General features: G+C 65.6%; 17 protein-coding genes. 7 read left to right on the top strand and 10 right to left on the bottom strand.

The features are described from left to right. The first annotated feature begins 24 nt into the window (after positions 1 to 24). From V7066_RS26155 to V7066_RS26145, 3 genes are read left to right on the top strand one after another with little or no spacing between them, the layout of a single operon-like run. The gene (locus tag V7066_RS26155) at positions 25 to 1,272 is read left to right on the top strand and encodes a protein-disulfide reductase DsbD family protein (RefSeq protein ID WP_334185858.1); all 1,248 of its coding nucleotides are present in this window, start codon (positions 25 to 27) and stop codon (positions 1,270 to 1,272) included. Positions 1,273 to 1,323: 51 nt separating this feature from the next. Beyond that, positions 1,324 to 1,890, top strand: a complete 567-nt coding sequence (locus V7066_RS26150) for a sigma-70 family RNA polymerase sigma factor (RefSeq protein ID WP_334185857.1) — start codon at positions 1,324 to 1,326, stop codon at positions 1,888 to 1,890. Then, entirely contained in the window at positions 1,883 to 2,530 is a 648-nt protein-coding gene (locus tag V7066_RS26145; protein ID WP_334185856.1) for an NrsF family protein, read from the top strand. Before V7066_RS26150 ends, V7066_RS26145 begins: the two co-directional genes overlap by 8 nt. Here the strand turns inward: V7066_RS26145 and V7066_RS26140 are convergent. From V7066_RS26140 to V7066_RS26105, 8 genes are all read right to left on the bottom strand, one after another. Next, positions 2,512 to 2,883: a hypothetical protein gene (locus V7066_RS26140; RefSeq protein ID WP_334185855.1), complete on the bottom strand. Its 372-nt coding sequence runs from the start codon at positions 2,881 to 2,883 to the stop codon at positions 2,512 to 2,514. The two genes, V7066_RS26145 and V7066_RS26140, sit on opposite strands and share 19 nt — an antisense overlap. Continuing rightward, entirely contained in the window at positions 2,880 to 4,457 is a 1,578-nt protein-coding gene (locus V7066_RS26135; protein WP_334185854.1) for a PepSY-associated TM helix domain-containing protein, read from the bottom strand. The genes V7066_RS26140 and V7066_RS26135 overlap by 4 nt, the downstream gene beginning before the upstream one ends. Beyond that, on the bottom strand, positions 4,454 to 4,747 hold the full coding sequence (locus V7066_RS26130) for a hypothetical protein (RefSeq protein ID WP_334185853.1): 294 nt from the start codon (positions 4,745 to 4,747) through the stop codon (positions 4,454 to 4,456). Before V7066_RS26130 ends, V7066_RS26135 begins: the two co-directional genes overlap by 4 nt. After that, entirely contained in the window at positions 4,744 to 5,016 is a 273-nt protein-coding gene (locus V7066_RS26125) for a hypothetical protein (RefSeq protein ID WP_334185852.1), read from the bottom strand. Before V7066_RS26125 ends, V7066_RS26130 begins: the two co-directional genes overlap by 4 nt. A gap of 52 nt (positions 5,017 to 5,068) precedes the next feature. Beyond that, positions 5,069 to 7,279, bottom strand: coding sequence for a TonB-dependent siderophore receptor (locus tag V7066_RS26120; protein WP_334185851.1), 2,211 nt, complete (start codon positions 7,277 to 7,279; stop codon positions 5,069 to 5,071). Between the two features lie 217 nt (positions 7,280 to 7,496). Next, positions 7,497 to 8,486, bottom strand: a complete 990-nt coding sequence (locus V7066_RS26115; RefSeq protein WP_334185850.1) for a helix-turn-helix transcriptional regulator — start codon at positions 8,484 to 8,486, stop codon at positions 7,497 to 7,499. A 137-nt stretch (positions 8,487 to 8,623) separates the two neighbouring features. Further along, positions 8,624 to 9,313 carry a hypothetical protein gene (locus V7066_RS26110; RefSeq protein WP_334185849.1) on the bottom strand — a complete coding sequence of 230 codons (690 nt, stop codon included), beginning with the start codon at positions 9,311 to 9,313 and terminating at the stop codon, positions 8,624 to 8,626. An 80-nt stretch (positions 9,314 to 9,393) separates the two neighbouring features. Next, on the bottom strand, positions 9,394 to 9,921 hold the full coding sequence (locus V7066_RS26105; RefSeq protein ID WP_334185848.1) for a hypothetical protein: 528 nt from the start codon (positions 9,919 to 9,921) through the stop codon (positions 9,394 to 9,396). 72 nt (positions 9,922 to 9,993) lie between these two features. Here V7066_RS26105 and V7066_RS26100 point away from each other — a divergent pair, with 72 nt between their 5' ends. The 4 genes from V7066_RS26100 (at position 9,994) to V7066_RS26085 (ending at position 13,733) form a co-directional block, all read left to right on the top strand. After that, positions 9,994 to 10,149 (top strand): hypothetical protein, encoded by a 156-nt coding sequence (locus V7066_RS26100; RefSeq protein WP_334185847.1) that lies wholly within the window; start codon positions 9,994 to 9,996, stop codon positions 10,147 to 10,149. Positions 10,150 to 10,189: 40 nt separating this feature from the next. Next, positions 10,190 to 10,684: a hypothetical protein gene (locus tag V7066_RS26095; RefSeq protein WP_334185846.1), complete on the top strand. Its 495-nt coding sequence runs from the start codon at positions 10,190 to 10,192 to the stop codon at positions 10,682 to 10,684. A 473-nt stretch (positions 10,685 to 11,157) separates the two neighbouring features. Continuing rightward, positions 11,158 to 13,134 carry a M48 family metallopeptidase gene (locus tag V7066_RS26090; RefSeq protein WP_334185845.1) on the top strand — a complete coding sequence of 659 codons (1,977 nt, stop codon included), beginning with the start codon at positions 11,158 to 11,160 and terminating at the stop codon, positions 13,132 to 13,134. Positions 13,135 to 13,172: 38 nt separating this feature from the next. Then, the gene (locus tag V7066_RS26085; RefSeq protein ID WP_334185844.1) at positions 13,173 to 13,733 is read left to right on the top strand and encodes a hypothetical protein; all 561 of its coding nucleotides are present in this window, start codon (positions 13,173 to 13,175) and stop codon (positions 13,731 to 13,733) included. Between the two features lie 310 nt (positions 13,734 to 14,043). Here the strand turns inward: V7066_RS26085 and V7066_RS26080 are convergent, their stop codons facing one another. Both V7066_RS26080 and msrP read right to left on the bottom strand, forming a co-directional pair. Further along, positions 14,044 to 14,640, bottom strand: a complete 597-nt coding sequence (locus V7066_RS26080) for a sulfite oxidase heme-binding subunit YedZ (RefSeq protein ID WP_334185843.1) — start codon at positions 14,638 to 14,640, stop codon at positions 14,044 to 14,046. A gap of 32 nt (positions 14,641 to 14,672) precedes the next feature. Beyond that, positions 14,673 to 15,602: a protein-methionine-sulfoxide reductase catalytic subunit MsrP gene (msrP, locus tag V7066_RS26075; RefSeq protein ID WP_334185842.1), complete on the bottom strand. Its 930-nt coding sequence runs from the start codon at positions 15,600 to 15,602 to the stop codon at positions 14,673 to 14,675. Positions 15,603 to 15,808 lie beyond the last annotated feature (206 nt).

The raw sequence follows: 15,808 nt of genomic DNA, 5'->3' as shown, positions 1-15,808 counted from the left end.
CCCTGCCGTCTGCGAGGCCCCGCCATGCTTGTCGCCATCCTTTCCGCCTTCCTCGGCGGCGTGATCCTCAATCTCATGCCGTGCGTTTTCCCGATCATTTCGCTGAAGGCCTTCGGGCTTGCGCGGCAGGGCGGCGATCCCGGTCGCATGCGCCGGGAAGGGGCAGCCTTCTTCGCGGGCACCTTGCTGGCGATGCTGGCGCTGGCAGGGACGTTGATCGCCTTGCGGGCCGGGGGGCAGGCGGTGGGCTGGGGCTTCCAGCTTCAGTCCCCGCTCGTGGTGGCATTACTCGTGCTCGTGCTGCTGGGGTCGGCGCTGAACCTGTTCGGTGTCTTCGAGTTCGGCCTTGGTCTCCAGCGCGTGGGCCAGAAGCTGGACGGCAGGGAAGGCCTGCTGGGCGCGGCCCTGACCGGCGCGCTTGTCGTGGTCGTCGCGACCCCCTGCGCCGGGCCGTTCATGGCGGGCGCGATCGGTTACGCGCTGGTGCAGCCGCCGCTGGCCGCTCTTGCCATCTTCGCGGCGCTGGGCGCCGGGGTGGCGGCCCCCTTCACGCTGCTCTCTTTCAGTCCGGCCCTGGCCAGCCGCCTGCCGCGTCCGGGAGCCTGGATGACGACGCTCAAGCATGCACTGGCTTTCCCGATGCTGGGCGCCGCTGCCTGGCTGCTCTGGGTGCTCGCCCAGCAGACGGGTAGCGCCGGCCTTGCCGTGATGCTCGGCTGCGCGGTGATTCTGGCCTTTGTCGGCTGGATCTTCGGTATGGCGCAGAGGCAGCGCATGGCAGGGCGGTCTTCCGGGGCGCTCCATGTTGTGGCGGCTTCCGGCGTGCTTGCCATCGTGCTCGGCCTCTGGCCAGGCAATGGCTTCCTGGCTTCGGCCAAGCCTGTAGCTACGCAAGCATCCGTGGCCTTGGGCGAGATCCGGCCGGAGCCCTGGTCGCCCGAGCGTGTTGCCCGCGAACGCGCTGCGGGACATCCCGTCTTCGTGGATTTCTCGGCGGAGTGGTGCCTGACCTGCAAGGTGAACGAGAAGGCTGTCCTCTCCACCGCCGCTTTCAAGACGGCCATCGCGCAGACGGGAACCACTTATATGGTGGCGGACTCGACCAACTATGATGGACGGATCGAGCAGGCTATGATGGATCTCGGACGATCGGGCCTGCCGCTCTACCTCGTCTATCCGGCGGGAGGCGGCGATCCGGTGATACTGCCGCAGATCCTCGATACGAAGACGGCCGTGCAGGCGCTCGAGGCGGCTTCGGGCAGGAAGGGATGAAGGCAATGGTCAAACCCCGATTCCCGGCGGCAGGCGTCTCGTAGCCAGCGCGTGCCGGACGACCTGCCCCTCGAAGACGATTGGCCCGCCCTCATGCGGCGGGCGCAGGATGGCGACCAGCGCGCCTACCGGCTGGTGCTGCGTGCCGTGGTCCCCTCGATCCGCATTCGCGTGCGCCGCCGGGTCTTCGACGAGACCTTGGTCGAGGATGTCGTGCAGGACGTGCTGATTACCGTGCACCGGCTCCGGCATACCTACGATCCCGCGCTGCCGCTCTTGCCGTGGATATCCGCGATCGCATCGGCCCGCGCGATCGACGCCTTGCGGCGGCAGGGTCGTTCCCGCAGGCGGGAGGTGAGTGACGAGGCCGCACTCGGCGAGGCGGTCGATGTCCGCGCCTCTGCCGCTTTCGACAGCCTGGACGCCGAGGCAGACCTCGCCGGGATGCTGGGCGTCCTGCCCGAGAGACAACGCGAGATGGTGGAAATGGTGAAGCTGCGGGAAATGTCGCTCGATGCGGCGGCGCAGGAAAGCCGGCTTTCGGTATCGGCGGTGAAGTCCCTGCTGCACCGCGCGATCCTGAAGCTGCGCGAACATGGAAAGCAGACACATGGCTGATCATGCAACGCTCATCGATGCCCTCAGCGCCGAGGCCGGACCGGTCCGGCGCGTCTCGCCGCCATGGGTGAGGGCGCTGCTCTGGGCGCCGCTCGCACTCGGACTGGGCTATCTCGCGACGAACCTGGTGCACCGTGCCGGCACGGACTGGGCAGACCCGCTGGCGGTTGTCGCTGCCGCGAATATCGTGATTTCACTCACGCTCGGTGTCGCCGCCTTCATCGCGGCGTTGTCGGTCAGCATTCCCGGCGGCAGGGTCCGGGCGAAAGGCTGGATCGCCGGGGGCGTGGCGGTCTGGCTTGCGCTGGCCTTGTTCAGTATTTCCATTTCCGGCGATCCGCGCGGTGCGCTGGGTGAGGGCAGCTATTGTTTCACGTTCGTCGTGACGGCCGGGCTTCCCATGGTCCTTGTCGGCATCCTTGCTCTCCGGCGCACGCGTTCGCTGAAGCCGGTCCGGTCGCTTACCCTCGCCGGTATGGGGAGCGCGTTCCTTTCGTTCGGCCTGCTGGCGTTCTGTCACCCGGTCGAACTCTCGGCGATGGATTTCACCGCGCATATCGTGGCCGGGGGCCTGCTGGGCGGGATTGCGGTCCTGCTGGGCCGCAGGATCGTCGCGCTGTCTCAAGTGCGGATACGGTAGGCATAGAGCGTGAGCGGATAGAGGCGCAGGTTCATCCGGCTCAGTATCCGCGCGCAGGCTTCGATCGCCGCGGCCAGGCGGGGATGATCGGGAGGGCGGCATCCCGGCGCATGCGATCGCTGCGCCCTTGCCAGCCACGACAGCAAGGTCAGCTCCCCCGAACTGAGGAACGCCGTTTCCGGCGGCATGATCTTGAGGCCTTCCTGCCGGGCCAGATCGCGCAGCTCGGCAAAGCACCAGCCGGGATCATCGTCGGCTGCGCAATGGCCTTCCCTGCCGCGCAGCAGGGCAAGAACCTGGCGCTCCACGCGGGGGCGCCGGTTCAGGGTGCGGGTCGTCGTCGCCGACTTCATGCAGGCTGCGCCTTTGCGGACCAGACGCTGTCGGATGGCCCCGTCCGCGCACGGCGGCGTGCGGATGCGGCAAGGGCAAGCATGGCCATCGCCATCGCCAGCGCGGTGAGGTCGACCAGCACCAGTTCACCCGAATCGTATAGTGCCCCTCCGCCCAGCAGGCTGGCCGCCGGGATCGTCAGCATCCCGGCGGCGCCCAGGATGGAAAGCTCGACCCCGGATCTGGCCGCGCCCCTTGCCAGCGCCCATGCAGTGAAGAGGCCGAAGACGGCATAGTAGATCGCGCTATGGACACCGTAAGTGGCGCCCGGTCCCAGCAGCTTGGCGCAGGCGAGCGTCGCCGAGATTCCGGCGACACAGCCGAGCGGTACGCCGACGGTCAGCGCGGCCAGGATCCGCGTGGCGCAGGTCTGACGCACCGTGCCTGCCTTGCGCTCCCGCTTGCGGCGCGATTCCACCCAGAGCAGGTTGCCGGTGTAGAACAGGAATGCGCCGCTCAGGCCCAGCAGGAAATAGGCCCAGCGGATCGGATAGCCTCCGAAGCTCCCGAAATGGAGGGTGAAGAAGCTCGTCGTCGTGGCCGACCAGCCGTCCTGCATGCCGGGCATGAAGCTGCGGTCGATGATCTCGCCCGTTTCGGGATCGAGACCGGCAATGCCGTAGCCCGGACCGCGCAGGCCGTAACGCGGATCGCTGCCCTGCACGCGCAGCGCCGGCAGGATGCCGCCGCCCTGTCCGTAGACGATCTGGACGGGCGTGAAGCCGGGGGCCTGCGCCTTGAGCCGCTCGACGATCTGGACGGGCGTGAGCTTAGGCGGCGCTGCGATCGCGGCTTCGGCCCGCATCATCGGCCGTGCCCGGCTGGCCGCGTCCGAAAAGGCCATGCGCTGGGCGCCGTAGAACTCGTCATGGAAGGCGAAGACCACGGCGGTCAGGGCGATGACGATGTGGAACGGCAGGCTGAAGAAGCCGAGCACGTTATGGAAGTCCAGCCACATGCGCTTGACGTTCTTGCCGATGCGCAGCGCGAAGAGGTCCTTCACCAGGCTCGGCAGCAGCACCGCGAGCCCGGAGACCATGGCGATCACGTAGAGCAGCGAGATGGCCCCCATGATCGGCATCGACACGCCGTGCGGGAAGGGCAGGCCGACCTGCTGGTGAAGCACATCGATGAAGTTCGCGACCTGGGATCGCTGCTGCTTCTCCACCTGCAACGCGCCGTCCGGTGCGAGCGATGCGAAGTAGGTGGTGCCGCCGCCATGTTCGCCGCGCTTTCCGCCCGGCGCGCGCCAGCTTACCCGGCCGGGATGGGCGGCATCGATGACGAGGTTGATCTCGTGGCCGCGCGCGGCCTCGGGATACGCCGCCTTCACGCGGGCGACGAGTTCCGGCGTCCGCTCCAGCGAGGGCGGCGGGGCCAGCGTCGAGGGCTGGGAAGCCCAGCGCTGCAACGGTTCCTCGAACATGGTGAGCGCGCCTGCATAGAACGCGATGAACAGGGCAAGGCCGGCGATGATGCCGACCCAGCCATGGACTTCCTTGTACATCCGCACGACGTCTGCGGGCAGTTTCATGGTTGCAGTTCTCCAAGGGCCACGAGCGGAATCCAGATCGCGACATTGGCCAGCGCCAGCCACAGCCAGGCACGCAAGGTGGAACGGAAAAGCAGGACGAAGCTCAGGATCAGCGGCCAGGTGAGGGCCATGATCCACATGCCGAGCTGCCCTTTGCTGGAGAAGTAGGCATCCCCGTAGCCGGTGGCGAAGCGGAACAGCCCCGAAAGGCCGAGCGCGAACGTGAAGCCGAGGACGAAGGCCGCGGCGATCTTGCCGAACCAGTCGCGGCTGGAAAGCGGCCGGTTCATGCGCTCCTCCCCCCGTCGCGGCGCCAGGCGAGGGCGGCAGGTACGATCGACCAGGCCGTCATCAGCAGGGTCATGGCGATGAAGCAGGCGGTAGCGACGCCCGCCCAGCTCAGCAGCAGTGCCAGCCCGCCGCCAAGTGCCGCCAGCCCGCTCCACCCGGCGACGCGCGGCGGGAGGGGCAGTGTGCCCCACTTCTGATGCGGCGCGGCGAGATAGAGCAGCAGGGCGGAAATCACGACCAGCAGGCCGCCTGCAAGAGGCGCGATCATGACGGCCACCTCGTGGCGGCCGTCATGACAGGGGCGCGGAGTTGGCGAGAGATCACCACCGGAACTGCAACCTTGCCGTCACCGTGCGGCCTTCGCCGTAGTAGCAGGCCGACAGGGCGATGCAGGTGGCGACGTAGCGCTTGTTGGCGATATTGCGGGCGTTTAGCGAGAACGACGCGCCTTCAAGCACCGGTCCCAGCTTGCCGAGATCGTAGCGCAGGAACAGATCGAACAGCGTGTAGTCGGGGATCGCCAGGTTCGCGGCATTGGTGTTGTCGCCGAAGCTCTTGCCCGTGTAGCGCGCGCCGCCGCCGAAATTGAGACCGTTCTCCAGCTTCTGGCTGATGAAGACCGAGGCCATCCAGTCCGGCACGGCGGCGAGGTCCTTGCCGAGTTGGCTCGCGGTATTGGTCGCGGTGATCTTGCTGTCGCTGCGGGTCACGCTGCCGACGATGGCCGTGCCGGTCGGCAGGCTGGCCTTGGCTTCGAATTCGATACCGCGAATGCGCACTTCGCCGGTCTGAACGAGGCAGCTTGCATCGTCGCAGGCATGGCCCGGGTAGGCGGCCAGCTCCTCGGTGCCGGCCGAAGTCGTCACGTTCTGCTGGGTGATCTGGTAGGCGCGCAGCGTCAGGTATATGCTCTTGCCGTACTGGTAGCGCAGGCCGCCTTCGAACTGCTGGCCGGTGGTCGGCTTGAACACCGCGCCGGTGAGGTTGGTGGCCGGGTCGCTCACTTGCGGCTGGAAGCTTTCTGCATAGCTGAAGTAAGGCGCCAGGCCGTTGTCGAACAGGTAGACCCCGCCCGCGCGCCAGGTGAAGGCATTGCTCTTCGAAACGAAGCCGGTCTGCGCGCGCGGATTGTACTGGTCGTCCTTGTACCAGTCCTGGCGGCCGCTGACGGTCACGCGCAGGCGGCCGAGCTTGACCTGATCCTGAAGGTAAATGCCTGCCTGCTGGCTGACGGTTTCAACGAAAGTCTGCGGTGTCAGGTTGGCTGCGATCGTCGAGGCGCCTCGGGGCTGCGGATCGAAGATGTCGAGCAGCGGCGTGGTGGCGGTGAAGTAGCGGTAGTGCTCCCATTTCGTATGGAAATAGTCGAAGCCGCCCAGGACAACGTGCTCGACAGGGCCCGTCGAGAACCGGCCTTCGACCTGCGTGTCGGTAGAAATGCCGTCGCTCTTGCCGTTGCCCTGCACCGCGCGGCGGGAAATGGTCTGGCCGGCGATGCAGCCGGGGATAGCCGCAGTGCAACTCGTGACGGTATCGCCGGTCAGCACGACGACTTTGTAGAGGCTGTCGAGGTGCGTGTAGCGGGTGTTGTTGCGCACCGTCACCGCGTCGCCGAACTTGTGCTCGAAGAACGAGGCGGCGAGGTACTGGTTGCGGTCGTAGGTGTTCCAGTCCGGCTCGCCCAGATTGTCGCCCAGCTTGATGTATTGCCCGTTGCTCCTGCGCAGGGCGCCGGTGGCGGGGAGGTACTGGAACGTCGCCCCGCCTTCGTCGCGCTGGTACTGGCCGAGCAGGGTCCAGGTGGTACGGTCGTCGGGACGCCAGGTCAGGCTCGGCGAGATGTACTTGCGGCCGATGCTGACGTCATCGACCTGGGTGTCGCCATAGCGCGACAATGCGACGAGCCGCGCCGAGAGCGTGGAGGTCACCGGACCGCTGATGTCGGCGGCGGCCTGATAGTTCCACTTGCCGAGGTCGGTCATGCCCACCGCCTGGAGCATGAATTCCGCCTGGAACTGCTCGGTCGGGCGCTTGGTGACGATATTGACCATGCCGCCCGGCGCGCTCTGGCCGTAAAGCGTCCCGGAGGGGCCTTTAAGCACTTCGACCTGCTGGATGGCGAAGGAATCGAACGAGGTACGGGTCCACTGACCGCCTGTCGGCAGGCGGATGCCGTCCACGAAGTTGTTGTTGGACGAGAACCCGCCGGCGGCGAAACCGCGCACGGTCACTTCATCGACCCGGCTGTCGAGGCCGGAGGGCGCGGCCTGCACGCCCGCCGTATAGGCAAGGGCATCGGAAATCGTCGGCGAGGCCCTGAGGTCCATTTCCTCGCGGCTGACAATGGAGATGCTCTGCGGCGATTCGATGATCGGCGTACTGGTCTTGGTCGTGGACGTCGCCGAAGACTCGCCGGTGGCGGTCACGACGATGACCTTGTCCGGACGGTCGTTCTCGTCCGCCGATTGCGCATGGGCAATGCCGGAGGTCCCCGCAAGCAGGACTGCGGAGAGCAAGCAGATTCTGGTCATGAATTCCCTGTTCGTACCGTGTTCGAGCAAGAGAATAGGCCGTGCCCGCAGGGCCGGGCGTCCCGTGGGTGCCGGCTACGCGCGGCCGGCGATCCGCCGGGCCATGCTCTCGCTCATGATGTCTGGTGCCGCCCCAAATGCGACCGGTTCTCATTAGGCGCGAGGTTTACGCCGGCCAATCGCGATCACTGTCGCGCGAGGCACGAATGCTGTCGCGTCAGGCCTGGGTTGTCAGACCAAGGCGCATCGGCGAGCGGCCGAACTTGCGGCGATAGGCGGCCGAGAAGGCGGAAGGGCTGGCGAAGCCGACCTTGTAGCCCGCCTCGGCCGCGCCGAGCCCTTGTTCCTCGATCATGATCCGGGCCATCGCCATGCGCGCATCGCGCACATAGCCGAACACGGTGGTCCCGAATGCGGCCTTGAAACCGGCTTGCAGGGTATTGCGGTTGAGCCCGACCCGGCGCGCCAGTTCGACGGTTCCCGGCGGCGACAGCAGCGCGCAGTCCAGCAGATGGCGGGCTTCCATCACCGCTTCGTAGCAGCGCGGTCCCAGCGCCGCGCGAAACTCGGCGCCTTGCCGGAACAGCCTCAGGCTCTGCAGCATGACCTGCACGGCGATGGACTCGCGAAACAGCGCGCCGAGCGAGCCGTGGTAGCGATCTTCGGCGAGCATTGACGCCAGCTTTACCATCGTCTCGCTGCGTGGCAGGTCGTGGCTGCGAAAGCCGGGCGCCAGCAGCCGGTCCAGCGCTTCAAGATCGGTTTGCGACAGGGCGGCCTGGTTGGCCTCGATGAAAGCGGGCTTCACGCCGATCTCGATGCGCTTGCATGCCTGGCCTGCCGAGAGAACGCGGGTGCACAGCCGGGGCTCGCCAAGGCCGATCACATGCGCTCGCTCAAGCTTGCTGGAAACCGGCGCAGTTCCCTCCGCCTCGAACCGGCCGTTCTCGCCTTCGAGCAGCAGGGTGATCATGACCGAGCGTTCCACCGGCTGAGAGATCGCAGCCCCGGATGGCGACATGAGGTCGCAGGCCGAAGCGAACAGGCCGGGACTGACATCCTCGACCCAGAACCATCCGTCGAAGGTACCGGACAACCGTTGGCGAAGTTTCTGGGCTGGCGCCGCCCCGGAGAGAACCTGCTGCACGGCCTCGCGAACGAGGTCCCCGGCCTCGAAAGCGCCTTCGACGCAGTGTGCTTTCCTCAAAATAGTCTTCCTGCCGACGGGCCGCACTCTGGGATGCTATATGCAAATGGCTCGCGTTTGCAATATTGCCCGAGCGTGGGTCCGAAAACCTGCAATGTCGGATCGACAAGATGCGGGAATGCAGGCGGGACCCGCGCTCATAGCCTCCGGTCTACGGAAGCCATGTCGCAGGTGGTCTTCTGATTGGCGCAGATGCCGCGGAACCATGCGGTTCCCCTCGGTCTCTCCGCTTCGGGAAGGTCGACAAGCGCGCCGGTCGGCGTTCGCGCGCGCTCGATCTGGTAGTCGACCAGCAGCCAGTCGCCCGAGCAGCCGCGAATGGCGCCGGTCCAGCCCATGTCTGTCACCCAGTCGTCGCCGATGTCGAGAAGCAGTGGGCTGGCGGCGTCAGGATCAGCGTAGCCCAGAGCGGACTGGATACCGATCTGCGCGGCATCGTCTGGAATCCAGCCCTCCCCGGCGGGCAGCGGGCGCGCCGGAACCGCCTCGCCTTCTTCGTTCAGTTCGACCGGGTCGGTCGCATGGTCGATCTTCAGCCAACCGGGGCGGGCCTCGATTATATCGAATTCGACGGCCGAAAAGTCGCCCTCCGTTTCCGGCGCGATCGGCAATTCGCCAAGGAGTCTTGCAGCGGCTGTCGGCCTGGCGCGGACCGGTATCGGCGCGTCGGCAAGGAATGAAACCCAGGCGCCGACGTTGCAGCGCGTGGTGCCGTGCGGGACTTTGACGGGTCCCGCGCCAGCATGGGGAGCGGCGATGCTCGGATTTGCCGGTATCAAGCAGAGCATCAGCAGGGCTGTCGCAGTCCAGTTTCGTCGGTCGGCCATCGCAGCTTTCCTCGTCAAACGCACGGTCGCCGGCCAGGATGGATGCCGCAGGCGGAATACCGGCGGCCCGGCTGTCGTGCTCACGGCAGATATTCGTAGCTGGGGGAATGGTAGCCCTGTTCGTAGGTACCGGTCAGCGCGCCGCCCGCGCACGCCATTGTCGTTGTCCGGTAGGAATAGGAGATTTCGGCATAGCCCTTCTCCGGCGCGGGATGGCGAACCAGCCATCCTTCCGTCACCTCATAGCGTGCATGTGACGGATCGAGTTCGATCGGGCCGTCGCTTTCGATCCGGGTTTGCCGGGTACTGCTGCCCTCGATCGCCACCGGAGTTGGTTCGGCTTTTGAAATATCCTGCCGGTAGCTGTCGTCGAGGAAGGCGCGGCAGGCGCCGAAATCAGGGAATGCCCGCGGCGGTATCGGAACCGGCGGAAGGCGGCCGCTTGCATGGGCGTGGGCCGCGGTCAGGAAGATCAATCCCGCTGCGGCGAGGGCGGTTCTGCGGACCAGGAGTTGGGCTGACTTCGCGGGCATGGCTGAGCCTTTCGTTCGACTGTCATGATCACCGTTCAATTTTACCGCGTCAACCTGATCCGGGAAAATAATCACCGTACATTTTTCAATTGCACATTGATTAATTTCTGCATAGCCTGCGGTCTGCTGGGATTGAAAGGCGTGCCAATGACGAGCAGCTATTACGACAGCGACCGCACCGCCTCCTACGGCATGGGTGTCAGCGGCACAGGCGGCTGGCTCCACCTATCGGGCGCCGCAGGGTGCCGCACGGTAATGCAGCCGCCGCTCGACGAGATTTCATCGCACGGACTCTACCGATAGCGGCGCGATGCCGACCAACAGGATCAGAAGGGGAAGTGACATGGGTAGAATTTCTGCGGTCTTCGTCGTCTCCGGCGCCATGCTTTCGGCGCTGGCGGTGCCGGCTGCCGCTCAGGAGCATCGCTGGGAGACCACGGGCAATGCCAAGTTCGAATTCACGATGTGCTTCCCGGCCGACCTGATGACGCCGCAGCCCGAATCGGACGACGGCGACGGCCGCATCCTGCTGGCGAAGGACGGCACGGAATTGCGCGTTTGGGGATCCTATAACACGCAGGACCTCACCCCGGCGCAGGCGCTGGCGAACCAGACGAAATACATCGAGAAGGATGGCGGCAAGGTCAGCTACAAGGTCGCGCGCGCCGACTGGCTTGTGCTCTCGGGCACGATGGGCGACAGGATTTTCTACCAGCGGGCAAGCTACGACAAGGTCCGCTTCGCCAGTTTCCGCCTTACGTACCCGAAGGCACAGGCTGCGAAATGGAAGCCGATCGCGGAGCACCTCTCCACTTGCCTCGACGGCCATCCGCAGTGAAGGGCGCCTCGCGCGCTACCATTCAGGGGGCGGATGCAGTCCAACGTTAACCGTCATGAACCACATCAAGGTCGCGGTTTCGCGCGCTGGAAGCGGATTGTTTGCGCTGCCGAGCAAAGGTCCGGCCAAGATTCCGGAGCGGGAATTGGTATTCGCTAGTTGCGCATTTCGCCGCGTGTAGCCCGATCATCTTCGATCCTGCTCGAAAGGACGGTTTCACGCGATGTGAGCAGAATTCTTGCGGACGCCTAATCGCTTGCAGGTAACGCTTCGGCGTATGCACTCCTTGTCAAAAGGTTCGATCCTTCTAGGCGCAGTCCGCTTAAGGTTCTGATTTTGAGGTATATAAGATGGTGCATGGTCGGCAAAGGTTCGAATTGCTGGCTGCCTTGATAGTTGCTCCGATACTACTTCTTACCGTTGGGTTGTGGGAGCATTCTCGGGCAGGCGAGGCCGTTGCCTATTTCGAGGGGATGTCGGAGGAACTGCCGCAGAAGGTCGCCGAACTGCGCGCATTGGCGGCAAGCGACAAGTATGCGTCCGTGGATCTGGGGGACGAGGTCCGCTACGCGCCCGGACTGGCGGCGAACATGCTGGAGGAGATGCAACCCGCGGCGCAGCGGGGCCTGTTCCTGGCCCGGTTGCAGCCCTCTCTGGCACTTGCAGCCATCGTGGGCGGCCTGCTCGCTCTCGCGGGCGGCGTGGGCGGCCTGGCTTTCGCCGAGATCGCGGCGCGGCGGGCGAGAGCCTCGCGCGACACTCTGGTCGCCAGCTTTGCGGCGCTCCAGCGCGCCCTGCCGGTCATCCTGGGAACGATGGTCGTCGGGCTTGCCTTGGCGATCGCGGCCAGTGCCGCCTTCGAGGCCATCGGTCTGGTATCGTCGGTGCACCTCACGAAGGGGGACATCAAGCTGACGATCGCGGCCGTGGTCCTTGGCGGCGGCGCGGTCATGGTGGCCTGGTCGGCCGTGCGTTCGCTGATGAAGATCGGCGCGCTCTATACGCCGGAAGAAGGTACGGTGCATGGCCGCCTTCTGACCGACCGGGATGCCCCGGCCCTGTGGCGCTTCGTGCGTGAAATAGCCGAGCGCCAGCAGGCCGTCTCGCCCGATGCGGTGATCGTCGGCATGGAGGGCGGGTTCTTCGTCACCGAGCAGGCCCTGCGCCTGTCGCCGGGGGAAAGCCGGATCTCCGGCCGGACGCTCTATCTGCCCGCACCCTATCTCGCCTTCCTGAACGAGGGCGAGACCGCGGCGATCGTGGGTCATGAACTCAGCCACTTCACCGGCGACGATACGCGCTACAGCCAGCTTTTCGCACCGCTCTACGCAGGCATGCAGCGCACGCTTGCCGCCATCGCGGCGGAGGCCGGCAACGCGATCCTGCTGCGCGGTCCGCTGCTCTACGCGGTTCATGCGATGCAGCGCTTCGACCACGGCGTTCAGCACTGGAGCAGGCTGCGCGAGTTCGAGGCCGACCGGCTTGGAGCGGGCACCGAAGGACGCCGCCACGCCGCTTCGGCGCTCGTGCGTACCACTATCGTCGCGCCGCCGGTGGGGGCGGTGCTTTCGCAAGCGTTCGAGAACCCGGACCAGGCGGAAGCCGATCTGGTCGGCGCCATGGTCGCGCAAGTGGAGCAGCGCGGCTGGCCGGAAGTGCGCGACCATCTCGCCGATTCCACCTCTCACCCGACCGACAGCCATCCCCCTACCTCGGAGCGCATCCGGCGGCTGGACGTCGCCGTCGACGACGCCTTGCTGGAAGAAGCGCTGCGTCCGCCGCAGGGCGACTCCCCTTGCGCGGGCGAGCGGCTGGTCGCGGACTGGCCCGGCCTCTGCCGGGAATTGAGCGCGGACTTCGTCGCGCAGGCGCACACCGCGCATGGTGAGCACCGCGCTTTCCTGGAGGAAACCGCCGCGGCCGTTTCCGGGGAGGCGGTGACCTTGCACAATGATACCCGGCTCATGGTGGGCTTCCAGTTCACCGCGACCGTGGTGCTGACTGCGGCCGGAATAGCGGCCTGGATCTTCCAGATGCCGCTGGGCCTGGCGGGATCGCCCGCCGTGATCCTGACGGGCTCCTGCCTGATCGGCGCTGCTGTCACGCTCATTGCCGGGATCCTGGTGAAGCGCAGCAGCAAGGTGCCGTACCTCGTCCTGCATCCGGATCGTCTGGCAACGCCGCGACTGAGCGAGGCCGTCGCCTGGAGCGAGATCGAGGAATGGACCGTGACCTACGGCAATCGCTTCGGGCTCGACCTCGTGCTCTCCGAAAATGCCGTGCTTCCGCGCGTTACCGGCGCAGGCAGGTTCACCAAGGTCCTTCGCAAGAAGCGGGAACTGCGCATCGGCGGCTATGGGGTGCGCGGCATGAAGGTCGATGCCTTTGCGGAGCTGGTCGGAAACTATATCGCTGCGGACAAGGCCCGGCGCGCCTTGGGCAAGTCTTGAGCGACGAAGAATTTTCTTTGAAAAGATGGGGATCTATCGTGACAAAACCTGACCATTTCCGGCGATATTCCGCTCTGGCATGCGGGGCGCTGGCCATCGCGCTGCTCGGCGGTGCCCAGGCATCCTCCGCCGAAACGCAGGAGGATATCGCCCAGTCCATGGCCGAGGCGAAAAGCGGATGTTCGCAGAAGGAATTCAACCAGTTCCTAGACGCGTTCATCGCCTCGCCGGCGGTACGCGCCAAATACACCGCGCCGCAGGTCGAACAGCGCGGATACGGCCAGCCTGCGAAGGCAACCGGCCGCAGCCTTCCGGCTGGTGCCTACCAGTCCTTCAACGTCTCGCACGTGGATTGGCAATTCGCCGACACCGCCTCCGTCGCGCGCTGGCAGGCTGACCCGAACAAGCCCTACACGGCTCTGGACGTGAAGTTCGAGGACCTGCCCGATGGCAGCTTCAAGTTCACCTATCAGCCCGCCATCCTGCGTGACGACGACGAAGGCGACGGCTGGACCGTGGAGCGCCACATCGGAAAGCCGTCCGCCTACATGTTCGCCTGGCGAAGCGGCTGCTGGCAATTGACGCAGGACTTTCGCTGACGGAGGCGGGGGGTGAACAAACGAAGCGTTCGCGCCCCTGCTGACAAATGGCGTAAGCTGGTAAAAAGCAGGCGTCGTGCCTGCCGCGGGGGCAGCCACTCCATCTTGATCGAAGCGGGCTGGCTGCCACCGTTCAACTCTCAAGCGCACCAGCAATTAAGTAGGGCCGGCCACGTCCCAGCGGCAAGCGCGTCCGGCCGATGCCCGGACAATCGCATTTGGCATCGAGGGGCTGCCCGCCGCCGAGCAGACCCACTCTCGATCCGGAAGGCGGAAGGGCGATGTTGGCCTCAGGCGATTCATGAAAAGGCTATTGCTGAACGGGACGGCTGCGCGGCGCCCCGGAGAGAGCCCGTAGCGGTATCCGCGCCGCCAACAGCGCGGCCACAATTGCGCCGTAGTGCAGAGGGCTGCTGGTATCCGCTTTCACCAGCAGGAAATAATGGATCACCCCCATCACGGCTATCAGGTAGACCGCACGGTGAAGTCGCCGCCATGCACGCGGCTTCATCTTGCGTCTCACTGCCGTGGCCGACGTTACGGCGAGCGGCACCAGCAAGGCGAAGGCACCCATGCCGATGGTGATGTAGGGGCGTTTGGCGATGTCGGTCGCGATTTCGGCCCAGTCGAATTCGTGGGCGATCACGACGTAAGTCAGAAGATGAAGGGTGACATAGGCAAACGCCCATAGACCGATCCGGCGCCGATAACGCATCACGCGCGGCATCCTGCCATGCCTGGCGAGCAGCGTCACCGCCAGCGTCAGGCACAAGAAGCGCAGACCCCAAAGCCCAAGTTCGCGCAGCACGAACTCAATCGGATTGGCGGTAAGATCGCCTGTGAAACCCCAAGCCAGGATCAGCAGCAGCGGCGCCGCGCACAGGAGCCAGACGACCGCCGATTCCACCCGCGGGCCGATGGGCCGCCGTTCCCGCCCCATCAGTAGAGCTGGCGCGGGTCGAGCCCGCGATAGAGACCCGCCACCTGCTCGCCGTAGCCATTGAACGGCAGCGTCTTGCGGCGGAAGAATTCGCCGATGCGGCGTTCCTTGGCCTGCGACCAGCGCGGATGATCCACGGCAGGATTCACATTGCCGTAGAAACCGTATTCGCGCGGCGCCAGCATTTGCCAGCTCGTTTGCGGACGCCTGTCGGTGAAACGGATGCGCACGATCGATTTGATCCCCTTGAACCCGTACTTCCAGGGAACCACCAACCGGATCGGCGCACCGTTCTGGTTGGGCAGGGTCTGGCCGTAGAGCCCGACCGCCAACAACGTAAGCGGATGGAGCGCTTCGTCCATGCGCAAGCCCTCGCGATAGGGCCACTGGATCACGGAGCCTCTCTGCCCCGGCATCTGGCGCGGGTCGCGCAGCGTCTCGAAGGCGACGAATTTTGCCCCGCTTTGGGGGCCGACCGCCTTGATGAGGCTGGCAAGGGGAAAGCCCACCCATGGAATCACCATCGACCAGGCCTCGACGCAGCGCATGCGATAGATCCGTTCTTCCAGCGGAAAGCGCTTGATGAGGTCGTCAATCGCGTAACGGCCGGGCCGGTCGCAAAGACCGTCGATGACGACCGTCCAAGGCCGGGTGCGCATCATTCCCGCGTATTTCGCCGGGTCTTCCTTGCCGGTCCCGAACTCGTAGAAGTTGTTGTAGCCGGTCACATCGCCAAGCGGCGTCCGGGCTTCATCGATGGGCATCCGATTGGGTCTGAACCTGAGCGCCGCCGCCGAGGCCGGGTCGCTTGCGCTGCATGCGGCGAGACCGAGGCCGGCCATACCGGCAATGAACTCCCGCCGTTTCAGATAGAGGCCATGATCCGTGACATCGCGGTCGCCGAGATCAGGTGCGTTCACGATCAGCATGAAACGTTCCTTTGCCGGAAGCCAACAATGCTAGCATGGCGGGATGAACAGTGCCTGATCGCTGTCGGCCCGTATGGACCTGGCGATTGCCTGAAGCCGGGAACATCCGTGCCCTGCCTTTCGAGCCCCCAGCTTGGCCCGCTACTATCGAGTCTTCGGGAGGAAGCGCTGCGACAGTCCGTGGTAGAGCTTTTCCTTGCAGACGA

It is taken from the genome of Novosphingobium sp., assembly GCF_036820275.1.
In the GTDB taxonomy this organism is placed as follows: Bacteria; Pseudomonadota; Alphaproteobacteria; order Sphingomonadales; family Sphingomonadaceae; genus Novosphingobium.
The sequence above is the reverse complement of the archived record's forward strand: the minus strand, read 5'-3'. Positions and strand labels throughout refer to the sequence as shown.